21 protein-coding genes and 3 tRNA genes are annotated in these 23,633 nt (G+C 29.0%); 12 read left to right on the plus strand and 12 right to left on the minus strand.

Features of this window, described 5'->3' with window-relative positions:
- Positions 1-96 precede the first annotated feature (96 nt).
- Positions 97-330: a hypothetical protein gene (locus HALO113_RS06230; protein ID WP_159778204.1), complete on the plus strand. Its 234-nt coding sequence runs from the start codon at positions 97-99 to the stop codon at positions 328-330.
- Between the two features lie 133 nt (positions 331-463).
- On the opposite strand, the gene HALO113_RS06235 is transcribed toward HALO113_RS06230, so the two are convergent.
- A complete protein-coding gene (locus tag HALO113_RS06235; RefSeq protein ID WP_159778205.1) occupies positions 464-817 on the minus strand; it encodes a DUF1508 domain-containing protein in 354 nt (117 codons plus the stop codon).
- A 255-nt stretch (positions 818-1,072) separates the two neighbouring features.
- Here HALO113_RS06235 and HALO113_RS06240 point away from each other — a divergent pair, with 255 nt between their 5' ends.
- Genes HALO113_RS06240 through HALO113_RS06250 form a run of 3 tightly spaced genes read left to right on the plus strand, consistent with a single transcriptional unit; the run spans position 1,073 to position 3,328 of the window.
- A complete protein-coding gene (locus HALO113_RS06240) occupies positions 1,073-1,723 on the plus strand; it encodes a hypothetical protein (protein ID WP_159778206.1) in 651 nt (216 codons plus the stop codon).
- Positions 1,724-1,778: 55 nt separating this feature from the next.
- Positions 1,779-2,354, plus strand: coding sequence for a hypothetical protein (locus HALO113_RS06245; protein ID WP_159778207.1), 576 nt, complete (start codon positions 1,779-1,781; stop codon positions 2,352-2,354).
- Between the two features lie 8 nt (positions 2,355-2,362).
- A complete protein-coding gene (locus HALO113_RS06250) occupies positions 2,363-3,328 on the plus strand; it encodes an HTTM domain-containing protein (protein ID WP_159778208.1) in 966 nt (321 codons plus the stop codon).
- A gap of 65 nt (positions 3,329-3,393) precedes the next feature.
- Here HALO113_RS06250 and HALO113_RS06255 read toward each other — a convergent pair.
- The 4 genes from HALO113_RS06255 to mutS form a co-directional block, all read right to left on the minus strand.
- Positions 3,394-3,479, minus strand: a tRNA-Leu gene (locus tag HALO113_RS06255).
- Between the two features lie 372 nt (positions 3,480-3,851).
- Positions 3,852-3,937 (minus strand) — tRNA-Leu (locus HALO113_RS06260).
- A 22-nt stretch (positions 3,938-3,959) separates the two neighbouring features.
- Positions 3,960-4,032 (minus strand) — tRNA-Gly (locus tag HALO113_RS06265).
- A 136-nt stretch (positions 4,033-4,168) separates the two neighbouring features.
- The gene (gene mutS, locus HALO113_RS06270; RefSeq protein ID WP_159779563.1) at positions 4,169-6,739 is read right to left on the minus strand and encodes a DNA mismatch repair protein MutS; all 2,571 of its coding nucleotides are present in this window, start codon (positions 6,737-6,739) and stop codon (positions 4,169-4,171) included.
- A gap of 430 nt (positions 6,740-7,169) precedes the next feature.
- Between mutS and HALO113_RS06275 the strand changes: the two genes are divergently transcribed.
- Both HALO113_RS06275 and HALO113_RS06280 read left to right on the plus strand, forming a co-directional pair.
- Positions 7,170-7,697: an RNA methyltransferase gene (locus tag HALO113_RS06275; protein WP_159778209.1), complete on the plus strand. Its 528-nt coding sequence runs from the start codon at positions 7,170-7,172 to the stop codon at positions 7,695-7,697.
- 449 nt (positions 7,698-8,146) lie between these two features.
- Positions 8,147-9,277, plus strand: a complete 1,131-nt coding sequence (locus HALO113_RS06280) for a DinB family protein (protein WP_159778210.1) — start codon at positions 8,147-8,149, stop codon at positions 9,275-9,277.
- A gap of 113 nt (positions 9,278-9,390) precedes the next feature.
- On the opposite strand, the gene HALO113_RS06285 is transcribed toward HALO113_RS06280, so the two are convergent.
- The 5 genes from HALO113_RS06285 to HALO113_RS06305 all read right to left on the minus strand — a co-directional run bounded on the left by HALO113_RS06285 (position 9,391) and on the right by HALO113_RS06305 (position 14,373).
- On the minus strand, positions 9,391-12,069 hold the full coding sequence (locus HALO113_RS06285; RefSeq protein ID WP_236554606.1) for a carboxypeptidase-like regulatory domain-containing protein: 2,679 nt from the start codon (positions 12,067-12,069) through the stop codon (positions 9,391-9,393).
- Positions 12,062-12,322, minus strand: coding sequence for a hypothetical protein (locus tag HALO113_RS06290; protein ID WP_159778211.1), 261 nt, complete (start codon positions 12,320-12,322; stop codon positions 12,062-12,064). Before HALO113_RS06290 ends, HALO113_RS06285 begins: the two co-directional genes overlap by 8 nt.
- 12 nt (positions 12,323-12,334) lie before the next feature.
- Positions 12,335-13,072, minus strand: coding sequence for a GLPGLI family protein (locus HALO113_RS06295; protein ID WP_159778212.1), 738 nt, complete (start codon positions 13,070-13,072; stop codon positions 12,335-12,337).
- Positions 13,073-13,083: 11 nt separating this feature from the next.
- The gene (locus HALO113_RS06300) at positions 13,084-13,848 is read right to left on the minus strand and encodes a GLPGLI family protein (protein WP_159778213.1); all 765 of its coding nucleotides are present in this window, start codon (positions 13,846-13,848) and stop codon (positions 13,084-13,086) included.
- 120 nt (positions 13,849-13,968) lie between these two features.
- Complete coding sequence (locus HALO113_RS06305; RefSeq protein WP_159778214.1) at positions 13,969-14,373, minus strand: hypothetical protein; 405 nt, start codon at positions 14,371-14,373, stop codon at positions 13,969-13,971.
- Positions 14,374-15,098: 725 nt separating this feature from the next.
- Between HALO113_RS06305 and HALO113_RS06310 the strand changes: the two genes are divergently transcribed.
- Entirely contained in the window at positions 15,099-15,275 is a 177-nt protein-coding gene (locus HALO113_RS06310; protein ID WP_159778215.1) for a hypothetical protein, read from the plus strand.
- A 71-nt stretch (positions 15,276-15,346) separates the two neighbouring features.
- Here HALO113_RS06310 and HALO113_RS06315 read toward each other — a convergent pair whose 3' ends face one another.
- Both HALO113_RS06315 and HALO113_RS06320 read right to left on the minus strand, forming a co-directional pair.
- Positions 15,347-15,538, minus strand: a complete 192-nt coding sequence (locus tag HALO113_RS06315) for a hypothetical protein (RefSeq protein ID WP_159778216.1) — start codon at positions 15,536-15,538, stop codon at positions 15,347-15,349.
- 15 nt (positions 15,539-15,553) lie between these two features.
- On the minus strand, positions 15,554-16,183 hold the full coding sequence (locus HALO113_RS06320; protein WP_159778217.1) for a hypothetical protein: 630 nt from the start codon (positions 16,181-16,183) through the stop codon (positions 15,554-15,556).
- Between the two features lie 388 nt (positions 16,184-16,571).
- Between HALO113_RS06320 and HALO113_RS06325 the strand changes: the two genes are divergently transcribed.
- The 5 genes from HALO113_RS06325 to HALO113_RS06345 all read left to right on the plus strand — a co-directional run bounded on the left by HALO113_RS06325 (position 16,572) and on the right by HALO113_RS06345 (position 23,550).
- On the plus strand, positions 16,572-18,266 hold the full coding sequence (locus tag HALO113_RS06325; protein WP_159778218.1) for a helix-turn-helix domain-containing protein: 1,695 nt from the start codon (positions 16,572-16,574) through the stop codon (positions 18,264-18,266).
- 134 nt (positions 18,267-18,400) lie between these two features.
- The gene (locus tag HALO113_RS06330; protein WP_159778219.1) at positions 18,401-18,610 is read left to right on the plus strand and encodes a hypothetical protein; all 210 of its coding nucleotides are present in this window, start codon (positions 18,401-18,403) and stop codon (positions 18,608-18,610) included.
- Positions 18,611-18,623: 13 nt separating this feature from the next.
- On the plus strand, positions 18,624-20,291 hold the full coding sequence (locus HALO113_RS06335; protein ID WP_159778220.1) for a S8 family peptidase: 1,668 nt from the start codon (positions 18,624-18,626) through the stop codon (positions 20,289-20,291).
- A gap of 2 nt (positions 20,292-20,293) precedes the next feature.
- Positions 20,294-21,916 (plus strand): S8 family peptidase, encoded by a 1,623-nt coding sequence (locus tag HALO113_RS06340; RefSeq protein ID WP_159778221.1) that lies wholly within the window; start codon positions 20,294-20,296, stop codon positions 21,914-21,916.
- A 2-nt stretch (positions 21,917-21,918) separates the two neighbouring features.
- Positions 21,919-23,550 (plus strand): S8 family peptidase, encoded by a 1,632-nt coding sequence (locus HALO113_RS06345; RefSeq protein WP_159778222.1) that lies wholly within the window; start codon positions 21,919-21,921, stop codon positions 23,548-23,550.
- Positions 23,551-23,633 lie beyond the last annotated feature (83 nt).

Raw genomic sequence — 23,633 nt, forward strand, 5'->3', positions numbered from 1 at the left:
AAAAATTTTAAAAAAAAAGTCAAAAAATATTTTGTCAAGTCAAAAAATTTATATCTTTGCTCCGAATTAATAATTAACCTTTTATAATTTAGTAAGATGAAAAAAGTTGTTTTAAGTTTAGCATTAGTTGCTATGATGTTCGTTTCTTGTAAAGAAAATAACGCTGAGACTACAGAAGAAACTGCTACTGAAGCTGTTGAAGCTGTTGAAGCTACTGCAGAAGAAGCTGTTGAAAACGTTGAGGCTGTTGCTGATTCAGCTACAACTGCTGTTGAAGAAGCTGCTACTACTGAGGCTCCTGCTGCTACTGAAGCTCCAGCTGCTAAGTAATTAATTGCTAACTAGCAAAAAATTTAAGCTCCACTAAGTGGAGCTTTTTTTATGCTTCTATTTTTTACACTTAAGAATCCTAATCATTAAATTATTACACAGAAAATATTTTTCTTTTTACAACTCGTAAAATTTACTCAAAAAAAGCAAAAATATCTTCTCCTGCTGAAAAATCTAAAACTTCCGCCAAAGCACCATATTTTACAAATTCGTCAATTCCTTTTTGAAGCAACAATTGAGTAGAATATTTTCGACTCACAGCCACTTGTTTATCATCTAAAATAATTCTAAAAAAGAATTTTCCATTTCCAGAACGAAAGCGCATAAAAATCAATCTTTCAATACTTTCTTGTAAATATTGTATATGTTCTTCACATTCAAAACGAAGTTCAAAACTATTACTTGTAAAAATAGTTTTACCTTTCCGAGAAGTTAGTTCGTATTTATATTCTCCATTGAGACGCTTTGTTATTACAAAAGTGGCCATATTATTTGTTTGTTAATTGCAGTGCTGCAAAATACTATTTTGATTTTAAGCTATCAATACTTTTATAAAGAAGTTATCAAGAAAATCATTTTAGCCTCTATCATCAATTTTTTTTTAAATAAAAAAGGGGAAATACCCTTATTAATTTCAGGCATAACACTCTTTTAATCAGTTGTTTATATATTTAATTTTATGTTTTTATTGACGTAAGCCGAAAAGTCAACAATAGAGTAGGCAATTAAAAAAAACAAAAACATGAAACTAAAAACAATCAGCTTAATTGCGTGTCTTGCCGTGGGTGTTTTGATACTCTCGCAATGCAAACCTAGAAAATCATTATTGTATAATGAGTCGGGAAATTATTTGGTTGACGGAAATTTCCTCATCCAAAATACAAAAGAAATTGCTCCAGAAGATATTAAAAAATTATTAGCATTAGATAAAGAGTATGCTGAACAAATTAAAGGAAAAGCTTTCCTATCTTACCTCGTAAACACCCAGCAAATTCAATTTATCCAAAGAATTCAAAATTTAGATCGGATATCTAGAATTCAAAAAATTAATTTTATCCACAAAGGATGCTTTGAAACGGCACAAATCGATTGGTCTCAGTTTGGTGACTTAAAAAGTCAATTAGATCAAATTTTAGACAAATACAAGCCCACATTAATAAATGGCAATGTAGCCATTACCAATAATCAAATCGCTACTAAAGCTATCAAAATGAGCGATAAAGACATCAATACCTTATCAAAACTTAGCATTTATGGTTTGGATGATGCTAATATTTGTGGTGATTTCATGGGTGTAAATAAATATTCCAGAGTTTTATTTCGAGTGAACAATGTAGCTCCAGATAAAGAATTACAAACTCGTTTGGAAGGAATTATTCAACAATATCGTTAAAAACAAGACAAGACTGATTCTCTGTCAGTCTTGTTCTTTTAAATATTTTACTACAATGAAAAAAAAACTACAATTGGCTGGTATTTTCACAGTGCTTCTATTGGTTTTTATAGTAGGACTAAAAGGAACCTTTGATGGCTATTATGGCTTCTATTATGCAGAAAAAGAATACAAAAAACCAATAACTTTTACCCTTACAGAAGAAATAATCAAACTAAAACCCGTAAGTTTTTTTCTATCTTACACAGGTTTCGATACAGGATACAGTTTTTTCGCACCCAATGTAGCAAGCGACTTTGTCTTGTTATTCGAATTAAAGGACCAAGAGGGTAATATTATTGAAAATAAAATTATGCCTGCTTTTAAAAACAAAGAAAGTATTACTCGATATACCTCGGTATACAATATGTTTTTAGACAAAATCTCAACCGAAGATGGTTCGATGAAAGACAATAAATATCAGCAATATTTAGATATTATAGTGAAACAAATTGCGGTTTCAGTTAAAAAAGAAAATCCAAAAGCATCCACAATAACAGCTCGATTATACTTATACCATTACCCCGATTTAAAAAGCTATCAAAAAGGAGAAAAATCGGAACGTTTGATTCTTATTGGCGAATATAAATAAATTTAAAAATGAAAAAACTATCCAAAATCTATTCTAAAATTGAGCATTTTTTCTTTGCTCCATCCCATAATCATGAGTTTCTATTCTTTTTTAGAGTAGCAGCTGGAATAATTATAATATTGCATTTTTTATCAATTTATGGTGATTTTAACCAATTCTTTTCAAGCAAAAGCATTATTCCGCTAGATATTATGGCCACTTTTAATCAGGATTGGCAACTTACCTTTCCTTTTGTAGTAAAACAATTAGAAAGTATAGGCATTTCAGAAGCAACTACCCTTTTAGCAACCAAAATAACTTACATTGCTTTAGGAATAAGCATCATTCTTGGTTTTTATTCTAGAATAAGTGCCTTCTTACTCCTTTTTATTCAAATATCATTAATGAAAGGAAGCAGTTTTTTCATCTATGGAGCCGATTTTTTCACTAGCATGTCGCTCTTCTATTTAATTTTATTTCCATCGGACACAGTTTTTTCAATTCGCAATTTATTTCGTTCAAAACCAAATGAGCCTACCCACTATATGCCAGTAAAACGACTTTTTCAACTTCACCTTAGCATCGCTTATTTTTTCTCTGGATTTGATAAATTATTAGGATTTAATTGGTGGAATGGTGAATCGATATGGAAAGCCATAAACCTTCCTTATGCTAATAGAGACTTTCATTTTGATTTTTCTTGGCTGGCAGATCACAGCTTTATTCTTGTCCTTATTGGTTGGTCAACCATTATCATTGAAATGTGTTATCCTATATTTGTATGGCTTCCTAAAACAAGAAAAATTTGGGTAATTCTAACTATTTCCATGCATATAGGAATCGCTCTAGTATTAAATTTATACTACTTTTCTGCGATTATGATTGTTTGGAATTTAACCAATTTTTATTTTGAAGAAACTACTTTAGCTACACATAAGCCTAGCGTGTTACATGCCTTATTTGTCAATAAAAAGAAAGTTTTTAAACTAACATAAAACAGACTTACATTAGCAAACGATATAAAATAAAAAACTCCTAACATTGTTGTTAGGAGTTTTTGTACTCAAGGCGGGACTTGAACCCGCACGAACATTACTGCTCACTGGATTTTAAGTCCAGCGTGTCTACCAATTCCACCACTCGAGCCTTTTGTTACTTTTGAAACATCTCTTTTGTAGAGACATCAATTGAGTAACTATTTTGTATTAGGTAAACTCTTTTCAATAAAATTAGGACGATTAAAACAACCTCTTCCCTAATTGCGAGTGCAAATATAAGCCTTTTAATTAACCTCGCAAATTAATTTTAGTAAAATTTCAAAACTCTTTAAAACAAAAACACTCCTTCCGCACCATTCAGCACGTGTTAACTGCTCTTTGTCCCGAAAAACCAGCACTTAATACGCTCCCATTCTCAAAATTAGGAGTCAGCCAAACCTTTATCTTGTTCAAACTTTTCCACAAGGTAATAAAATAGAAATAAACAAAAAAAGCTCCTAACATAGTTAGAAGCTTTTTGTACTCAAGGCGGGACTTGAACCCGCACGAACATTACTGTTCACTGGATTTTAAGTCCAGCGTGTCTACCAATTCCACCACTCGAGCGAATATTTCATTTGGTATTTTGAGCGAAAAACGGGGTTCGAACCCGCGACCTCAACCTTGGCAAGGTTGCGCTCTACCAACTGAGCTATTTTCGCATTTTATATTTATGAACGACAGCAACTACTCGGTAATTCCCTCATTGCGGATGCAAATATAACACCTATTTTTTTTTCTACAAGGATTTTTGAAGAAAAAAATTAAAAAAAATACAATTTACTGATTATTAATTGGTTATTTTTTGGTTAACATTCGTTTTATTTCATTCAACTTCATTAAAGCTTCCACTGGAGTAAGTGTATTGATGTCTATATTTAAAATTTCGTCTTTTATTTCTTCTAATAAGGGATCGTCTAAGTTAAAAATACTCAATTGCATTTCGTTATCTTTTTCTAACTTATTACCATTTAAAGCATCTCCAGAATGGTCTTTTTCTAGTTTTTTTAATAACTTTTGCGCTTTTTGAATTACCACTTGTGGCATTCCTGCCATTTTTGCCACATGGATACCAAAACTATGTGCACTACCTCCTTTTACTAATTTACGAATAAACAACACCGTATCTTTTAATTCCTTTACAGATACATTAAAATTTTGAATACGTTCAAAAATGGCTTCCATTTCATTTAATTCGTGGTAATGGGTAGCAAAAAGCGTTTTCGGTTTGTTAGGATGTTCGTGTAAATATTCGGAAATCGCCCAAGCAATTGAAATTCCGTCATAAGTAGAAGTTCCTCTACCAATTTCATCTAATAAGACCAAACTTCTATCCGAAATGTTATTTAAAATCGAAGCGGTTTCGTTCATCTCCACCATAAAGGTCGATTCGCCCATAGAAATATTATCGCTCGCTCCTACTCTAGTAAAAATTTTATCTACGATGCCCATTCGTACACTTTCAGCAGGTACAAAACTTCCCATTTGAGCTAATAAAACGATCAAAGCCGTTTGTCTTAATATGGCCGATTTACCCGACATATTCGGCCCAGTGATCATGATGATTTGTTGTGTTTCATTATCCAAAAAAACATCATTTGAAATATAGGGCACACCTATAGGCAATTGTTTTTCAATCACAGGATGTCTCCCTTCTTTAATCTCTAAATCATAACTATCATCGATAATAGGCTCTACATATTTATGTTCTATTGCCAATTGGGTAAACGAATTCAAACAATCCAACTGCGCAATCAAATTAGCATTGTGTTGCACAGGCTTAATATATGTTGCCATCCAGTTGACCAATTGTTCAAACAACTGACTTTCTAATTGTTGTATCTTATCTTCAGCTCCTAAAATCTTACTTTCATATTCTTTTAGCTCTTCAGTAATATAGCGTTCGGCACTTACCAGTGTTTGCTTCCTAATCCAATCGGCTGGCACTTTATCTTTATGCGTATTTCGAACTTCGATGTAATAACCAAATACATTATTAAAAGACACTTTTAAGGAAGAAATGCCTGTTTTCTCACTTTCTCTTACTTCTAGGTCTTCTAAATAGCCTTTTCCTTTAGAAGAAATAGCTCTTAATTCGTCTAATTCTGCATGTACTCCTGTTGCAATCGCATTCCCTTTATTTACATGTGCAGGTGCCTCTGGATTTAAGGTCGTTTGAATTTTCTCACGCAACAGTTCGCAGGCATGCAAACTATCACCTATGGCTTTTAAAGCTTCATTCTTACTTTGTAAAGCTATTTCCTTTATTGGGATAATCGCATTCAAAGAGTCGTTTAAGTACACCACTTCTCTCGGGGAAACTTTCCCTGTTGCCACTTTAGAAATCAAACGTTCTAAATCGGAAATTTGTTTGATTTGGTATTGAATCTTTTGTAAGATTTCTGGATTATCTTTTAAATAAGCCACTACTTCATGACGACTTTTAATACGTGAAACATCTTTTAAAGGCAAAGCCAACCAACGTTTCAGCAAACGCGACCCCATAGGCGACAACGTTTTGTCGATAACATCTAAAAGGGTAACTGCATTTACATTAGTAGAATGATACAATTCCAAATTACGAATCGTAAAACGATCCATCCACACATAAGCATCTTCTGCAATACGCTGAATGTTTGTAATGTGTTGGATTTTACTATGTTGGGTTTCCGATAAATAATACAAAATGGCACCCGAAGCCACAATTCCTTCTTGCAGTTCTTCTACTCCAAATCCTTTTAAGGAATTGGTTTGAAAATGCTTGGTTAAGGTTTCCATCGCATAATCTTCCTTATACACCCAATCTTCTAGAAAAAAAGAATGTAAATCATCACCGAAAATTTCTTTAAATTGATTCTTGTGGTGCTTTGGTACTAAAACTTCACTTGGATTAAAGTTTTGCAAGAGTTTGTCGATATATTCTTCATTTCCTTGTGCGGTTAAAAATTCGCCCGTTGAAACATCTAAAAAAGCAATTCCCAGATTTTTTTTTCCAAAATGAACCGATGCCAAAAAATTATTCGATTTCGCATGTAACACCTCATCATTCATTGCTACTCCAGGTGTTACCAGTTCAGTAACGCCTCTTTTTACAATGGTTTTAGTCATTTTAGGATCTTCTAATTGGTCACAGATAGCCACACGAAGTCCTGCTTTAACCAGTTTAGGCAAATAGGTATTTAAAGAATGGTGCGGAAAACCAGCCAAAGCGGTTTCGCTATCAGAACCAGCTCCTCTTTTGGTTAAAGTAATTCCTAAAATTCCTGCCGATCGAACCGCATCTTCTCCAAACGTTTCATAAAAATCACCTACACGAAACAATAAACAAGCATCGGGATATTTTCTTTTAATTTCATTGTATTGCTTCATTAAAGGCGTTTCCTTTTTTTCCTTTTCTTTTGTTATCGTTTCAGATGTTTTTTTAGCCACTGTTTGTTATTTTTAGAAGTGTTTGCGAAGGTACGAATTTCAATGGCAATGGCAATATCAAAAATCAATGGTAATGACAATTTCAAATTTTAATTCAATTGCCATTAATAATATTGCTCCTTTTAATAATGACAGAGACTTTATTTTAAAAGGTAATTCTTCCTGCACCCTCTCATGCTATTGACATTAAAAATTGAAACAATAACCCATTACACATTATCTCATTATCTAATTATCTAATTGAATCATTGACTTATTGACTCATTGACTTATTGACTCATTGACTCATTGACTTATTGACACATTGACTAATCGACACATTATCTAATCCACACATTGCTACATTGCCACATTATTTTATCTTTGCCCTATGAGAAAATTAGCCAACGCAGAACTAGAGCGATTAAATAAAGAAGAGTTTAAAGAAGCTACAAAAACACCACTTATTCTTGTTTTAGATGACATTAGAAGTTTACACAATATTGGTTCGGTTTTTAGAACGGCCGATGCTTTTTTAGTGGAGAAAATTTATTTGTGTGGCATAACAGCTGTTCCGCCAAACAAAGAAATTCACAAAACTGCTTTAGGAGCTACAGAAACGGTAACTTGGGAATATGCAAAAGATGTTTTAGAAGTTATTGCAAAACTTAAAGAAGAAAAAGTAGCCATTTATTCTATTGAACAAACCGAGAATTCAATTATGCTCAACGATTTTACAATAGAAACTACTACAAAGTATGCTCTAATTTTTGGAAACGAAGTAAAAGGTGTAGCACAAGAAGCGATAAACCTAAGTGATGGGGTTATTGAAATTCCGCAACTGGGTACAAAACATTCTCTAAATATTTCGGTAAGTGCAGGTATTGTGGTTTGGGATTTATTTCAGAAAATGCAGTAGGAAAAAGGGAAAAGGGAAAAGAGAAAAGAGAAAAAATATGAGAATTATTAAATTCTAAAATATTTAAGACAACCAAAGAACAAACTAACCCAACGAATCCTACTGGAAATACCAATGAAAAATAATCCCTTTGATGTTGATAAAAAAACATTATAAAGCAACAATAAAAACAACAACGAATGCAATTTATGGTAGAAAGAGGCAGCCCAAAAAGTCTACAAAGGTGCTATTCTGAAATAAGTTCAGAATCTAAAAATATTGATTAATAGTTTAATTTAGAATCTGAAACAAGTTCAGATTGACAAGAATCATTATCATTTAGACATCCTCTTTTTTTGCATCCCACACTTTAAAAAAAATCATAAAAATGTTAATTTTTCTATTAAAGACGCTAAACACAAAAGAGAATAAATGAAAAATAGTAGTTTTGTTTTCAAATAAAAAACATCATGAAAAAAACATTTTTATTAATTGGATTATTTATTCAAATTGCACTACATGCGCAAGATGTAAAAGTAATATCTAGTAGTTGGACTTCTTTTACTCAATCCATTAACATTGAAACAAAGAAAGAAAAAAAATTTAAAATTGAAGCTGCTGTTAAAGTAGTTTCAGATGAAGATTATGCTTGGGCTGGATTATGGGCAAGAGTAGACAACAAAAAAGAGGGTTATGGTTTCTTTGACAATATGGCTGATCGTCCCATAAAATCTAATTCTTGGCAAACCTATACGGTAGAAGGCACATTTGATGAGCATTCAAAATCGATTAATTTTGGAGGATTATGTTTGTATAATGGTAAATTTTACTTTGATGATTTTAAATTATTCATTGAGAATGACAAGGGGGTTTTAGAACCTGTAAAAATATCAAATGGTAATTTTGAAAAAAAAATAGAAAACGGTACTATTCCTAGATGGAGTAATGGTGTTTCACAAGGACAAGGTATAAAAGTAAAAGAGTATGAAATAACGACAACTGAAGACAAAGCGGAAGGAAAATATGCCATAGTAATTGAAGGCAAAGGAATAATTTATAAAGATTCCTATAAAATAAAGCCTATGGAAAATGTTTCTCCACAAATAGGCACATTAATTTCTATGCTTGAAAATTTAAAAGATCGTGTTGAAAACCAAGTAAAAAATATGAGTCAGTATGAATTGGATTATCTTCATGATGAAAAAGCCAATCGCATTGGTTCTTTAATTATGCATTTAGCTGCTGCAGAAAAATACTACCAGTTATATACTTTTGAAAATAGAGGATTTAATGAAGAAGAAAAAAAGATATGGCAAACTGCTTTAGATTTAGATCAAGGTGGTCGTGATGAAATAAGAAACCATGATGCACAATATTATTTAAATATTTTTAATGAAGTACGTGCCAAAACGATTGAAGAATTAAAAAAGAGAGACGATGCGTGGTTGATGGAAGTACACAAAGACAGCGATATGAATAACTTTTTTGGTTGGTTTCATGTCATGGAACACCAATCAAGTCATTTAGGGCAAATCTTATTTTTAAAGAAACGGATTCCACCAGAACCAGAGGTAAACTTGGAACAACCTATTAAAAATTAAATAAAAATGCGTTCAATTAAGAACGCATTTTTTTGTGGTGTATAATCATAACTAACTACATGGCGTATACATCATCTATAAATATCATTTAGAACAAGCAGTCGTTCATTATTCTAAAATCGATAATCCATTTTTAATAAAACATATCTTGGTTGCAAACGGTATTCCGTATTAGATATACTAATATCGTTAACGCTGTAATTTTTAAAAGAAGTAGTATTAAATAAATTGTTTCCCGATAAGAAAAAAGACAATTTGTTTTCCTTCACTGTATATTTTGCTTCCAAATCCATAAAATAATAGGTGTTGTGCTTCTTTTCTAAGTTACCAAAAAAATATCTTTCAGTTTGTATTTGAAAATTCATCTTAGAATTAAGTACAAATGATAAATCTAAAAACAGGGTATTATTAGTAAATGAATTGTTTATAGTTGTTGTCACTTCATTATAATCCCATTTTGTACCTGTGTGATAATTGAATATGCCTTTAAAACCGGAACGCAACTCTAAACCATAATAGATTAAATTGTTTTTCACTGCTCTTAAGTTAGAATTATTTACCACATTCTTATAATTCGTTTTTGTACCACCAACAACTAATTTTAAATTAGAAGATACTGGTCTAAAATAATAATCAACGGAAGAACTCAAGGTTGCAAGATCTCTATCTTTAATCTGTATTTTATCATATTGAGAATAATTTTGTGCAATTACTGCATGGGTACTCAAAAAATCATGATTTCTAGAGTACATTATAAATGTGCTAGCGAAAAATTTATCACCCCAATTTCCATAAGTGTAACTCAACAAGGCATTGGAAGCTTCTAATTGATTGAAAGTTCCTGTGCCTTTTGTAAATGATCTAAAACCACTATGCACATAATTAGAATAAACATCAAGTATGGAAGCATTAGTTGTATTAAATGCATAAGAGGCAAGTATTTTGTTTTTTTTATTCATTTCATACTCTATTCCTAATTTTGGATTTATAAAAAAAGGCGTTTGAGAAGCTTTCATTTCTGCAATTTCCAATGTATTAAAGAATTGATGCAAATCAATTTGTGGCACTAAATTGATTTTTTTCAAACGGTAAGCATATTTTAGAATTGCATATAAATCATTTACTCCATAAACTGTATTGTTTTGATACCCCAAAGGATTATCGATAAGCTGGTTTCCATTTTTAATTTGAAAATTTGAATGCAAGACATCTCTTCTGTATTGATTTCCAAATTTTATTTCTAATAAATTACCTGCTTTTTCCCTATTTAACAAATAACTTTCTATGCCATAAAAAGCCATTTCATTCTGGTTTATTTGAGCAATATTGTTTGCATTTGACGAAAATAAATCATCGTATAAAAACTGATTTAACTCATAGGTTTGAGGCGTTTTTTCATTAATTACCCGAGCCGAAATTAACCATGCTTTATTAGTGGTTATTTTATTAGTAAACACTATTTTTTGATCCAATAGGTGGTTATTACTATTTAATCTCTCCTGTAACAAATTATCATTAAACAACAATTCACTTCTATCTTTATTTCTTGTGTTGCTTAACTTACTGGTGAACTGAAAATTTTTAGTTGATGAAATATTAAAATCAAAATCTATCTTTCCAAACCCTACTAATGTGTTTTTTCGTAGTGTAAAATCTTCTGTATTTTGAAAAAAGATGTTATTAGCAAAAAATGATTGGCTACTATTTCTATAAAAATTGTTTTCGTCTTGATTTATAAAAGCCATCGCTTTTAATTTTATTTTTGGAGAAAGGGTAAAGATGCTGTTCAGTGAAATTAACTCCGCATTATTAAAATTGACTCTTTTCTGCTTAAGTTGCGGCACATATACCTCTAATCCTAAAATTGTTTGATTTTTTTCATTGTCACCTATTTGCTCATCACCAAATGAATAAATTAAACTTGAAATATCTCCTGTAGCAGTTTCACCTGTGTTATTGAGATTAGTTAGGAAGTAATATTTATTTTTTTTTCCAAAATTCATAAGATTACTTCTTCCTTCATATCTGTTTTCAGAAATTAATCCATAACCTAAAAGAAAATTACCAAACCATTGCCTTTTAGCATCATCCTTTAAAACCAAATTTAAAGCTACTTTTTCGCTATTTTCAATCCCTTTTAAGTGTTTATTATTAGAATAATGCTGTAACAATTCTACCTTTTCAATAGGACTAGAAGGCATATTTTTAGTCAGTACTTTGTATCCTTTTTCAAAGAAATCATCGTTATCTACCATTACTTTTTCTACTTCCTGATTTCCCGCTTTAATTGTTCCATCACTATCTACGGTAAGTCCAGGAATTTTTTTTAATAAATCTTCTACTACTTCTTCGTTGCCTTGTATAAAGGCTTTAACATCAAAAACAATAGTGTCTTTTTTTATAGTAATGGGTCTATTGGATTCTATGACAACCTCATTTAAAGCAATCGCTTTATAAACTAAAGAAGCATCTTGTAAAATTGTTTTTGATTCATGAGTTAGGACAACTTCAAAAGATACTGTTTCATAATTTAATGCCGAAAAACTCAAAACATAGCTACCCGTTTTATAAGTAGTTAATTCATAGTTTCCTGTTTCATTGCTATAACCATAAGCAATAATGCTCTGAGAATTTTCAGGTTTTAAAATTACATTAGCAGCACTTACTGGAAAACCTTTATCGTCAAGAATTGTTCCTTTGATTGTACTTTGTGCAAACGAAAAAGCACCTAACAACAACATTGCTGTTGTTAGGTTAACCAAACTACAAACAAAAAACAATGCTTTATTCAACTTTTGCTACTTTAGGCTTTATAATTCCTGCTGCAATTGCTGCATTTTCTACCTGTTCACATGTCGTTGCTGTAAATGTGTATTCAGATACTAGGGTTTGAGCCCCTATTTTTTCTTTTACGATATAGGTTATCGAACAAATATCTGTTTTAACATTTTTCTTTTCAACTCCATTTTCTTTGGGATTATTTTTATGAGCGAAAACCATATTTATAAATAGTAAAATTATCGCTGTTATTAGTATTTTTTTCATGTTTTATTTAATTTATTGTTCAATAGAAATAATTCGTTTATTGGATATTGTAACTTTAACATCTCTGCTTAATTTAGAATTTACTTTTCTTTCTAAATCATCTAAAAACTCTTGATTGTCTTCCTTATTTTGTTTGCTAGAAATAACTTTAAAACCTTCTATTATATTTTTAATTTCTTCTTCAAATGGAATTGTAATTTTATTTATTATAAAAATAACCTTGCTTTCTGAATCATACAGCTCCATGATTACACCAGGTAAATTATTAAACTTCCAAGGTCCAACATTGTAAGGCAAATCGGCACAATACCAAGCCGTATAATTTCTTCCTCTAAAATCAGCCTCTGCTTTAAAGCAATTGTACTTTCCTATCAATTTATTTTCTTCAATTAATTTCCAATTTATCAAAGGATTATCGTCTTTTATAGCTACAATTTCTTTTGTTAATAAAGACTTTTGAATTTCATAGGTTTCCTTCTTAACTTTATCCATATAAACATAGGAAGCTGTGGTATCTATTTTATTTATCACATACTCTCCTTTTAGAGAAACCTCTTCCGTATATAAGTTTTCACTCTCTGCACTTTTAAATTTAAAAAGTGAATAATTTGAATTAAACAACACGGTTCCATTGTACTTAGAAAGACCATCTAATGAAAGAATCATATCATATTCAATTTTCCCATCGGAAAATCTTGACTGAGAAAAAGTTACTTGTATTATAAAAAGTAGTATCCAGAAATGTTGCATCCTATTTGTTTTTAATCTAATTCAATTCCTTTTTTTTCAATGGAAGGAGATATACTTATTTTAATAGTTTCGTCTTTTCCTGAAGAAGCTTGCATTCGTTGTGCTTTCTCGTTCATTCTTTTGATAAACTTCTTATTATTCTCTTCATCTATGATTTTTAATTCTTTTCGAGTAATAAAATTCTCATTCCCTTTTAGTCCTTCAATTTCTTGATTAAATGGAATTTTAAGTTGCAACATAGAAAAATAAACATCTTTATTATGATCATATAACTCGATTATTAAGCCTGGCAAACCATTAAACTTCCATGGGCCATAAGGCAAAGGTATTGCAGGTGCATACCATGCGGTGTAATTTCTTCCTCTAAATTTACAAGTTGCCTTACTACATAATAAACTCCCTATTTCTTTTACCTCTTCTTCCAAAATCCATTCTTGAGAGCCGCTTTCTTCCCATACATTAACTTTCTGGTTAAGTATATAGAGCTTTTTTTCTTTAACCGAATGAATAATAGCTGTTTCCGTTGTGTCTCTTATAACCACTTCTAAATGTTGGGAAGCATCATCCTTTGTTGTCTCGATTACATTTTGAGCTAATCCTTTAACATTAAAAACAAATTTTGAATAGTTCTCATTAAAATACAAAATAGCATTATAATTTTTGAGCCCGTCTGTATTACTATACATATCATAATCTACTTTCCCTTTAGCTATGAAATTTTGAGATTGGATTTTATATACATACAGGATAAGAAAAACAAAGAGTATTTTTTTCATTTTATTTTTTAAACAAGTTAGATGAAATGTAAAACTTTTGCAAGATTTAAAATGTTATTTTTTTATATTTTATAAAAGCAACCTTGCTCAATAAAGGGCAAGGTTACCTTTAAACAAAGATTATTGCGCCATGGCTAACAATTGAGCTTTTAATTTTTTACCTGCAGCAACTGCATTTGCACAACTAGTCGTTACAGAACCTGTAACTGTAGTTGAAACAGACCCACCTGCTACCCCAACTGATGCTTCTGCAGTTACTGTTACCGACATAGTAATAGTAATAGAACATTCTTCTCCATTTTCTACTAACTCGTTTAATGAATCGATAATAGAATCAGAATGTTGTGTAAACTCTTCTACTGAATTGAATTTATATTCAGTAATCGTGTTGTCTGTTTCCAATAAAATAGTAGCAACAGTTGTAGTTACTTCTTTCATTGTAGGATGTATTGCATCAGTTGTGTTTGCAAAACCAGTTACAGAAAATAAAATGGTAGCTACTAAGCCAAAAAATAAATTTTTCATAAATTTGTTTTTTAATTAAATTAATTACAGTCATACTTTGTGTTCGTCAAAACATTTAGAAAAGTATGGCTGTTTTTTTTTAGTTGGAAAACTTTAAAACAAGAAAAAGCCAACTCTTTCTTTATTCTTGTTTGATAGTTTTGTTTTAGAAAACCTATCCATTCCTGTTTTGCTCGTCTTTTTTATGGGTTACTAGCAGCTGAATCAATCCCAGTATAGTGGCCAACTATTTTTTAAGAAAAGGGTTAACAGTAACTTTTCTTACATTTCATTCAAATTTATCTAACAATTCTATTATTTTTCTTAGCATCTTAACCAAATAATACACTATAATAAGAATCGTAATAATTAAAATTACTTGAAATAGGTAATTAATATACATCATCATTTATCGTTTTATAAAGGAATAAAAAATATTTCTTATTTCTGATTTCAAAACTAAAGGTGTTTTTTGAAGTGTGCAAACAATGTAACTCGACATTCGCGAATTTCGACTTGTTTTTCATGAATTGAGTACTTTTTAAACACTGAAACAACAATATAAAACCTTATTTTACAACATTTTAACAAATGTTTTTGTTTGTAAAGCAAAAATCTGTACTTAATTGTTATACCGCTTTTGAATGTTGTATTTTTTATCCCTTTTGTGACAATTTTATTTTTTTAAAATTATTTTGTCACAGTTTTTGATACCATATAATTATACCATTATTAAAGTTTCATAATTGATTTATCAAAAATTAAAATTAGATTACAAAAAATTCTTACTCCAAAACCGTAAAGAAAGTTATGGTGTCGTGGCTTTGTTAGAAAAGGAACTCGATTTAGCACGTATTAACAAAGAGATAGACGAAGTTGATGCTTTTATTTTAGCAATTACTAATCATAAAGCTACTTTGTAAATGCAAAACTTAGAAAGAAAAAGGGGGAACTTAAGATTAAGTTGCCCCTTTTTTTTAATTAAATCATTCGTTTATTTATTACTTTTCAATAAATGATTAAATCTACTTAAAAGTAAAATTACACTTATAATTTCTATAACTAATCCCGTTATAAGAATTGGTTTATAAAAAGACTCCCCAGTTATTTTTGCAATTGCTCCAACAAAAATCACCAACATTCCAATAAATAATAATCTCAAAGGATTTAATTTTAATTTATTCATTTTTTTAATTTTTAATTAACACGAACATAAAGCAGCTATCAAAATAGCGATAGAAGGATTTGTTATATAAGCTACAGTAGAAACAAAATCATCACAAAATTCATCTGTCTCTCTAGAATTACAGTCTTTGAAAGATTCTCCTTTTTCTCTTTGACATAACCCTTTAGAAGATAATTCCTCATTTGATGAAATTAAAACATTTTTAAAAACTCCATCAGAATATGTTTGAGAAATTACAATTCCTTCATCTAGGTTTTTTATAATTAAATCCCCATTCCCTTCATCATTCATATTATCAACAAGTTCAAATCTATTTTTAACAATAAACTTACCGTTTTCAATACTTCCTTTATTTAAAAAATAATTATTATCATTGCTGGAAATAATTATAAAATTATTCTCTTTTATTGATTTATAAAAAACTGTATTTGAGTTATAATTCAAATTTTTACTAATTATATTAATCTCATTAGCATTTGTAACTTTAATAAATCCAGTTTTTTTCTCAATAATTTTTAAAATCTCTTCTCCTGACGAATTCTTATCATTATCTATAGTATCGTCCGAACAAGAAAACAAAATAATTGAAAAGATAAATATACTACTTAATAAGATTACGAATGATACTTTTTTATTTTTTTTCATAAAATAGGTTATTTAATTAAATTAATTACAGTCATACTTGTGTTCGTCAAAACATTTAGTAAAGTATGGCTATTTTTTTTATAGATTTTGTTCTTAAAAGTGTTTACTAAATCTATTATTCAAATATAAACACTTTATCTTTTTTATTTTCTTTGGGAAAAAGACTACTCCCTCAAATTCGTAGCTACAAGAATTAAACAAAAACGTTTTGTTATTTTGTTGAGACAAATGTAGAAGATGAAAATAATTCATACAAGCAAAACAACTCGACATTCACGAATTTCGACTGGTTTTTCCTGAATTTAAGTTTAAAAACGCTTTCATTTAAAAGAAAAATAAGATATTTACACCTTCTAAATTCAAACAAAAAATCAAACATAATTTTTTAATGAAAAATTTCTTTTTATTTAGTTTTCTATTCTTATTTCAATCTTTTTTTTGGCAAGTAAATGAAGAAGATTTAAAAAAATTGAGTTATGATGAACTTTATGACTTATACTTCGATTATAAAAATAATATAACAGAGCAAAAAAAAATTGCTGATTTTTATATAAAAAAAAGTAAAATAGAAAATAAAAACATTGAGATAGCTAGAGGTTATTACCTATTTTCTCTTTTTGATAGAGAGTCAGATAAAAATAAATCTATAAAATACCTCGACAGTGTAATTAAATATTCTAATAATTCTGGTGATTTCTATTTCCCTTTTGAAGCATATGTCGAAAAAGCTAAACTCTTTACTGATTTAAATAAATATGAAGAAACTGTATTAAACTACTTAAAAGCAGAAAAATATGCTAAAGAAGAAAACAATTTGGACAATTATTATAAATCCAAGTATTTAATTGGAATTTTTAAATCTGAGATTCTAGGAGAAATTGATGAAGCTATGGTATTATATAATGAATATAAAGAATATTTAAAAGATAAAAATTTAAATGATCCTTATTATCTATATTATTTTAAAAGATTAACATTTATCCTCGCAGATGCTCATAAAGCAAAACAAAATATTGACTCTTCTTCTTATTATAATAGACTTGGTTATAAAATATCAAAAGAATCTAACGATAATTATACTAAAAGTTTATTTATTTTAAATGAAGGAGCTAATCAAGTAATGAATAAATCGTACAAAATAGCTCTAGATAGTGTTACTAGAGGTAGTGAAGAAATTATAAAATCAAAAGATTATGGAAATATTTTAGCCACTTATTATTATTATGGCAAATGTTATGAAGGTTTAGGAGATAACAAATTAGCCATAAAATATTATAAAAAGGTAGATTCAATTTATAAAGTAAGAAAAATTATTACTCCAGAATTTGTCAGCGGTTATAATTTCCTAATTAATTTTTATAAAGAAAAAGGAGATAAAATAAATCAATTAGAATATTTAACTACTTTTATGAAAATAGACAGTACATTACAAAAAGGATATAAAAAATGGAATAAATTATTAAAAGATGAATATGACTTTCCTCATTTAGTTGAAGATAAAGAAATTTTGATTACAGAATTAAAAAATGAAAAAAAGAATCATTTTTATGTAATACTAATCTTAAGCATTTTAGTTTTGGGTATATTATTCCTTGCCTTAAGAGAATTTCAATTAAAAAAAACATATAAATTTCGTTTTGAAAATTTAATCAAAAATGATTCATTAGTAAAAGAAGAAATTAATGATATACATCTAAAACCAACAAATCAGGAAAATATTGGAATTGCAGAAGATATAATAGAAATGATAATAAAACAATTAAATATTTTCGAAAAAAATAAAGGCTATTTAAATCCATCCATTACAATTCAAAATTTAGCTCAAGAATTCAATACGAATGCTAAATACCTTTCAGTAGTTATAAATGCTAAAAAAGAGAAAAGTTTTAGTAACTATATAAATGATCTCAGAATAGATTGTATTGTTCAGGAATTAAAAAACAATACAAGTTTACGTAAATATACTATTTCAGCCATAGCAGAAGAAGCAGGTTTTAATACAGCTGAATCGTTTTCCAAAGCTTTTTTTAAGAAAACGGGTATAAAACCTTCTTATTTTATCAAAGAATTAAACAATGCTTAAAACACTTATTTTCAATATTTTAAAAAACAAAAAAACTCGATATTCATGAATTCCGAGAAACTTGTTTTAACTTTTTGGTTGTTTTTTTAATCATCAATATATATTTGCAAATATTATCAAAAAAATTTAATCACATGAAAAAATCTAAAAACAAAAAGTTTATTTTTGAAAAGTTTGAAGTAGCAAAATTGAATAATTTAAAATCTATTAAAGCAGGAGATTCATCAAATATATGTACAACTACAGATACAAGAGACCCTGACGCTTCAGATAAACCAAAACCAAACAATCCAAAAATCCCCAATAATCCTAACCCTAATCCAAATCCTGGTGGATCTAATTAAATAGTTTTTCAAAATGTGCAATTCTAAGACACTTTTATATTTTTTTATATATATTGCTTTTAGTTGTTCATCAACAAACAATTTAAAAAGTAAATTAACTGTATCAACAATTGATACGGTTGATTTATGGCATTTTAAAGATTCAATTAATGGTTTGTCTTTAGAAAAATGGTACAATGAAAATACTAAAAAAACTAAAAAAGAAATAATAGTAGCCATATTAGATACTCAAATTGACCTTGAACATGAGAATTTTAAAAATCAAATCTGGGTTAACAAAGATGAAATACCAAATAACAAGATTGATGATGACAATAATGGATATATTGATGATATAAATGGGTGGAATTTTGTAGGAAAACCAAATGGAGGTTATTTTGCATATGGTAATTTTGAATATGTAAGAATTATTCAAAAATGGGATAGCATTTTTAAAAACAAAAAAGAATCTGAAATTACAAAATCTCAATTAAAAGATTTTAATCAATATTCAGTTGCTAAAACTTATTTAGATTATTATCTTGATTATTACAAAAACTACAAAAAAAATCTCCAATTTAAAATTGAAATGTTTCCTCTTTCTAAAGACACTCTAAAACATTATTTTCCAAATGAAGATTACACTACTAATCAATTAGATAGTTTATTTAAGAAGTATAACAAAAGTGATAAAGACTTTTATGACAGAAGAAAAGATAAAGATAAAGATTTCTCATCATTAATTCTTTATATGCTTTCTAATTATCAACTTAACAATAAAAAGCTAGAAATAATTGAAGACTTGAAAAATCAAATGGATTCCATTATAAATCAAAATTTAAATGTAGAATTTTTAGATCGAAATTTTATAAATGATAATCCAAGCAAGTTAGAAAAAGGATATGGCAATAATTTTTTAAACTCTTTTAAAAAAATACAGGACCACAATACTGAAGTTTCGAGTTTAATTGCTCCTAATAATAAAATTAAAAAAGGAGTAAAAGGCTTTCATAAAAATATTAAAATAATGCCATTAATAACCTCTGTCTCTGGTGACGAACATGACAAAGACATTGCTATGGCAATTTATTATGCAGTAGATAATGGGGCTAAAGTAATTAATATGTCATTTGGAAAAGAGTTCTCTTTAGAGGAAGAATGGGTTTCTGAGGCAATCAAATATGCTGAAAAACATAATGTTTTAATTGTTCATTGCTCAGGTAATAATAGAAAAAGTATTGATGAATATTTATTCTATCCAAATGATGTAAAATATGGCGAAGTAAATGAATTCTCATCAAACTTCATCACAGTTGGCTCCATTTCTAAAAGGATTGACAGCACTATGGTTTCCCCATTTTCCAATTATGGAAAAAACAATGTAGATCTTTTTGCTCCTGGTGAGGAAATTTATGTAGCCATTCCAGATAATCAATATACCTATGATTCTGGAACATCCTTAGCAGCACCTATGGTTTCGGGTACAGCTGCTTTAATTTGGTTGTATTATCCTAATTTAACCGTACAAGAAGTAAAAAAGATAATTTTAGAATCGGGTGTTACGATAGATAAAATGGTTATTAAACCAGGTACAGAAAATGAGTTAGTTCATTTTTCTGAATTATGTAAATCGGGTAAAATTTTAAATACTTATAATGCTATGAAAATAGCTGAGGAAATGAGTAGAAAGAAAACGCATTAATAATGAAAATACACCTTCTTTCATTCTTATTTGTTGTAAACTGTTTTTCTCAATCAAACATTGTCAATACAAATGAATGGCATTTTAATAGTAATTCTAATGGTATTTCATTAGAAAAATGGCATAATGAAAATACTAAAAAAACTAAAAATGAAATAATAGTAGCCACATTAGACTCTCAAATTGATTTAGCTCATGAAGATTTACAAGGTCAACTTTGGTTTAATAAAAAGGAAATTCCAAACAATGGTATTGATGATGACAAAAATGGTTACATTGATGATTATAATGGTTGGAATTTTATAGGTAAACCTAATGGACAATACTTAAGATATGGTAATTATGAATATACTAAAATAGTACGAAAATATAATCCATATTTTGAAGGCAAAAAAGAAGTTACAACTGATTCTATTACTTTATTCAACACTTATAAGCGAGCTTTAAAACACCATACATACTATTCCGAATTTCATAAAGATTATTTAAAATCATTAGAATATACTATCTCTATTTGGCAAAAGGGTAAAGATACCTTGAAGTACTTTTTTCCAAAGGAAAATTATACTATTGCACAACTAGATAGCTTATATAATAAATATAAGATAAATGATAAATCTTATGATAAAAGAAGAGACGATAACGACAAAGATTTAGGTGCACTAATATTTAACATAATGGCTAGTTATGAAATTGGCAAAAAAGAGTTAAATGATTTAATTGTTTCTAAAAATGAAACGGACTCAACTATTAATACAAAGTTAAATATAGCATATGATCCTAGAACTTATATTAAAGACAATCCAAATATTTTAGAGAAAGGCTATGGTAATCATATCCTTAATAACAATAAATTTCAACTTGGTCATAATACTGCTGTTACAAGTATTATTGCTGGAAACAGAAAAAATGATGTCGGTTTATTAGGATTTCATGAAAACATCAAAGTAATGCCTTTAGTAGTTTCAAATTCTGGGGATGAATACGACAAAGATATCGCTATGGCAATCCGTTATGCTATTGATAATGGTGCAAAAGTAATTAATATGTCTATAGGCAAAGACTTTTCATTAAATCAAGATTGGGTTTCTGAGGCACTAATTTATGCTGAGAAACATAACGTTTTAATAGTACACAGCTCAGGAAATAGCAATTTAAATGTAGATAAGAGAGCTTATTTTCCTTCTGATTATATTTTTACAGAGGAAAAAGAAATAACTACAAATTTCATCAATGTTGGATCTATTTCTAAAAGGATTGACAGTACTATGGTTTCCCCTTTTTCCAATTATGGCAAAAACAACGTAGATATATTTGCCCCTGGCGAAGAAATATATGTTGCGGCACCAAACAATACCTACAAACATGATTCTGGAACATCCTTAGCTGCACCTATGGTTTCGGGAACAGCCGCTTTAATTTGGTTGTATTATCCTAATTTAACCGTACAAGAAGTAAAAAAAATAATTTTAGAATCGGGTGTTACAATAGATAAAATGGTCATTAAACCAGGCACAGAAAATGAATTAGTTCATTTTTCCGAATTATGTAAATCGGGTAAAATTTTAAATACCTATAATGCTATGAAAATGGCTGAGGAAATGAGTAGAAAAAAAACGCATTAATAATGAAAATACACCTTCTTTCATTATTATTTGTTGTAAACTGTTTTTCTCAATCAAACATTGTCAATACAAATGAATGGCATTTTAATAGTAATTCTAATGGTGTTTCTTTAGAAAAATGGTATAGTGAAAATTCTAAAGAAACAAGTAACACAATCATAGTTGCCACATTAGATACCCAAATAGATTTGGATCATGAAGATTTGAAAAATCAGATTTGGATAAATGAAAAAGAAATCCCTAATAATGGCATTGACGATGATAAAAATGGTTACATTGATGATCGTAATGGCTGGAATTTTATAGGAGTGGGTAATAATAACATACAAGCTTTTTCGAATTTTGAATTTGTACGGTTTATCAAAAAGAATAAGGATCTTTTCCAAGGAAGAGATAGTCTTAAATATATAAATACTCCTTTATATAGAGAATATAAAAGAGCTTTAAAAAAGTATGAAAGTGAGTACAATTATTATACAGAATATTTAAAAGCTGAAGGAATACTTATCTCTGCTTATTATCCTGCTAAAGACACTTTAAAATATTATTTCCCAAAAGAAGATTATACAACAAGACAATTAGATAGTTTGTATCAAATACACAAAACTAACAACAAAACATTTGTAGAAAGAGTTAATAACAATGATCCTAGTAGAGAATTTCCTGATTTAATTTTTTACATGAAAATGATTAAAAAATTAAATTTTACAATAGAACAAATGGAAAATTCAAGCAAACACAAAGATTCTATTGTAAAAAAATTATTGAATTTTGATTATGATGATAGAATAAGAATAAAAAATCATCATTTAGAAAAAGGATATGGGAATAATAGTCTTGACTCACATGAGAGACTGAAAAAACATAATACGGAAGTTTCTAGTATTATTATTGCAAATAGAAATAATAATAAAGGTGTTAAAGGATTTCATAATAATATTCAGGTAATGCCTTTAATTATCTCACCATTTGGAGATGAACACGATGAAGATATTGCAAATGCCATTTACTATGCTGTTGATAATGGAGCTAGAGTAATAAACATGTCTTTTAGTAAGGAATTCTCATTAAATCAAAAAATAGTAACAACTGCTTTACAATATGCTGAAGATAAAAATGTATTAGTAGTTCATACATCAGGCAACGCATCGTCTAATATTGATTTAACCACCTTTTACCCTACAGATTTTAATTATACAAATTCAACAGAAATAGTTAATAACCTTATTACTGTTGGCTCCATCTCCAAAAGAACAGATAGTACCATGGTTTCCCCATTTTCCAATTATGGAAAAAACAACGTAGATCTTTTTGCTCCAGGGGAAGATATTTATGTAGCCATTCCAGATAATCAATATACTTATGACTCTGGAACTTCGTTAGCTGCGCCTATGGTTTCGGGTACAGCTGCTTTAATTTGGTTGTATTATCCTAATCTAACGGTACAAGAAGTAAAAAAGATAATTTTAGAATCGGGTGTTACGATAGATAAAATGGTAGTAAAACCGGGCACAGAAAATGAATTAGTTCATTTTTCCGAATTATGTAAATCGGGTAAAATTTTAAATACTTATAATGCTATGAAAATGGCTGAGGAAATGAGTAAAAAGAAGAAAAACAAAAATATAGATTAAAGTTTATAGCGCAAAAATTAGAATACAAACAAACATGAAAAAAAACACTTTATTACTTCTACTACTTTGCTGTAGTATAAGTC

Source organism: Flavobacterium sp. 9AF (assembly GCF_902506265.1).
GTDB lineage: Bacteria > Bacteroidota > Bacteroidia > Flavobacteriales > Flavobacteriaceae > Flavobacterium.

What these genes read in the sequence shown, in the direction of transcription:
- HALO113_RS06305 (WP_159778214.1), bottom strand. Translation starts at nt 14,373, where the DNA reads ATGAAAAATTTATTTTTTGGCTTAGTAGCTACCATTTTATTTTCTGTA.
- HALO113_RS06275 (WP_159778209.1), top strand. Translation starts at nt 7,170, where the DNA reads ATGAGAAAATTAGCCAACGCAGAACTAGAGCGATTAAATAAAGAAGAG.
- HALO113_RS06295 (WP_159778212.1), bottom strand. Translation starts at nt 13,072, where the DNA reads ATGCAACATTTCTGGATACTACTTTTTATAATACAAGTAACTTTTTCT.
- HALO113_RS06245 (WP_159778207.1), top strand. Translation starts at nt 1,779, where the DNA reads ATGAAAAAAAAACTACAATTGGCTGGTATTTTCACAGTGCTTCTATTG.
- mutS (WP_159779563.1), bottom strand. Translation starts at nt 6,739, where the DNA reads ATGAAGCAATACAATGAAATTAAAAGAAAATATCCCGATGCTTGTTTA.
- HALO113_RS06235 (WP_159778205.1), bottom strand. Translation starts at nt 817, where the DNA reads ATGGCCACTTTTGTAATAACAAAGCGTCTCAATGGAGAATATAAATAC.
- HALO113_RS06230 (WP_159778204.1), top strand. Translation starts at nt 97, where the DNA reads ATGAAAAAAGTTGTTTTAAGTTTAGCATTAGTTGCTATGATGTTCGTT.
- HALO113_RS06340 (WP_159778221.1), top strand. Translation starts at nt 20,294, where the DNA reads ATGAAAATACACCTTCTTTCATTCTTATTTGTTGTAAACTGTTTTTCT.
- HALO113_RS06300 (WP_159778213.1), bottom strand. Translation starts at nt 13,848, where the DNA reads ATGAAAAAAATACTCTTTGTTTTTCTTATCCTGTATGTATATAAAATC.
- HALO113_RS06280 (WP_159778210.1), top strand. Translation starts at nt 8,147, where the DNA reads ATGAAAAAAACATTTTTATTAATTGGATTATTTATTCAAATTGCACTA.
- HALO113_RS06250 (WP_159778208.1), top strand. Translation starts at nt 2,363, where the DNA reads ATGAAAAAACTATCCAAAATCTATTCTAAAATTGAGCATTTTTTCTTT.
- HALO113_RS06325 (WP_159778218.1), top strand. Translation starts at nt 16,572, where the DNA reads ATGAAAAATTTCTTTTTATTTAGTTTTCTATTCTTATTTCAATCTTTT.
- HALO113_RS06335 (WP_159778220.1), top strand. Translation starts at nt 18,624, where the DNA reads ATGTGCAATTCTAAGACACTTTTATATTTTTTTATATATATTGCTTTT.
- HALO113_RS06345 (WP_159778222.1), top strand. Translation starts at nt 21,919, where the DNA reads ATGAAAATACACCTTCTTTCATTATTATTTGTTGTAAACTGTTTTTCT.
- HALO113_RS06315 (WP_159778216.1), bottom strand. Translation starts at nt 15,538, where the DNA reads ATGAATAAATTAAAATTAAATCCTTTGAGATTATTATTTATTGGAATG.
- HALO113_RS06320 (WP_159778217.1), bottom strand. Translation starts at nt 16,183, where the DNA reads ATGAAAAAAAATAAAAAAGTATCATTCGTAATCTTATTAAGTAGTATA.
- HALO113_RS06330 (WP_159778219.1), top strand. Translation starts at nt 18,401, where the DNA reads ATGAAAAAATCTAAAAACAAAAAGTTTATTTTTGAAAAGTTTGAAGTA.
- HALO113_RS06290 (WP_159778211.1), bottom strand. Translation starts at nt 12,322, where the DNA reads ATGAAAAAAATACTAATAACAGCGATAATTTTACTATTTATAAATATG.
- HALO113_RS06240 (WP_159778206.1), top strand. Translation starts at nt 1,073, where the DNA reads ATGAAACTAAAAACAATCAGCTTAATTGCGTGTCTTGCCGTGGGTGTT.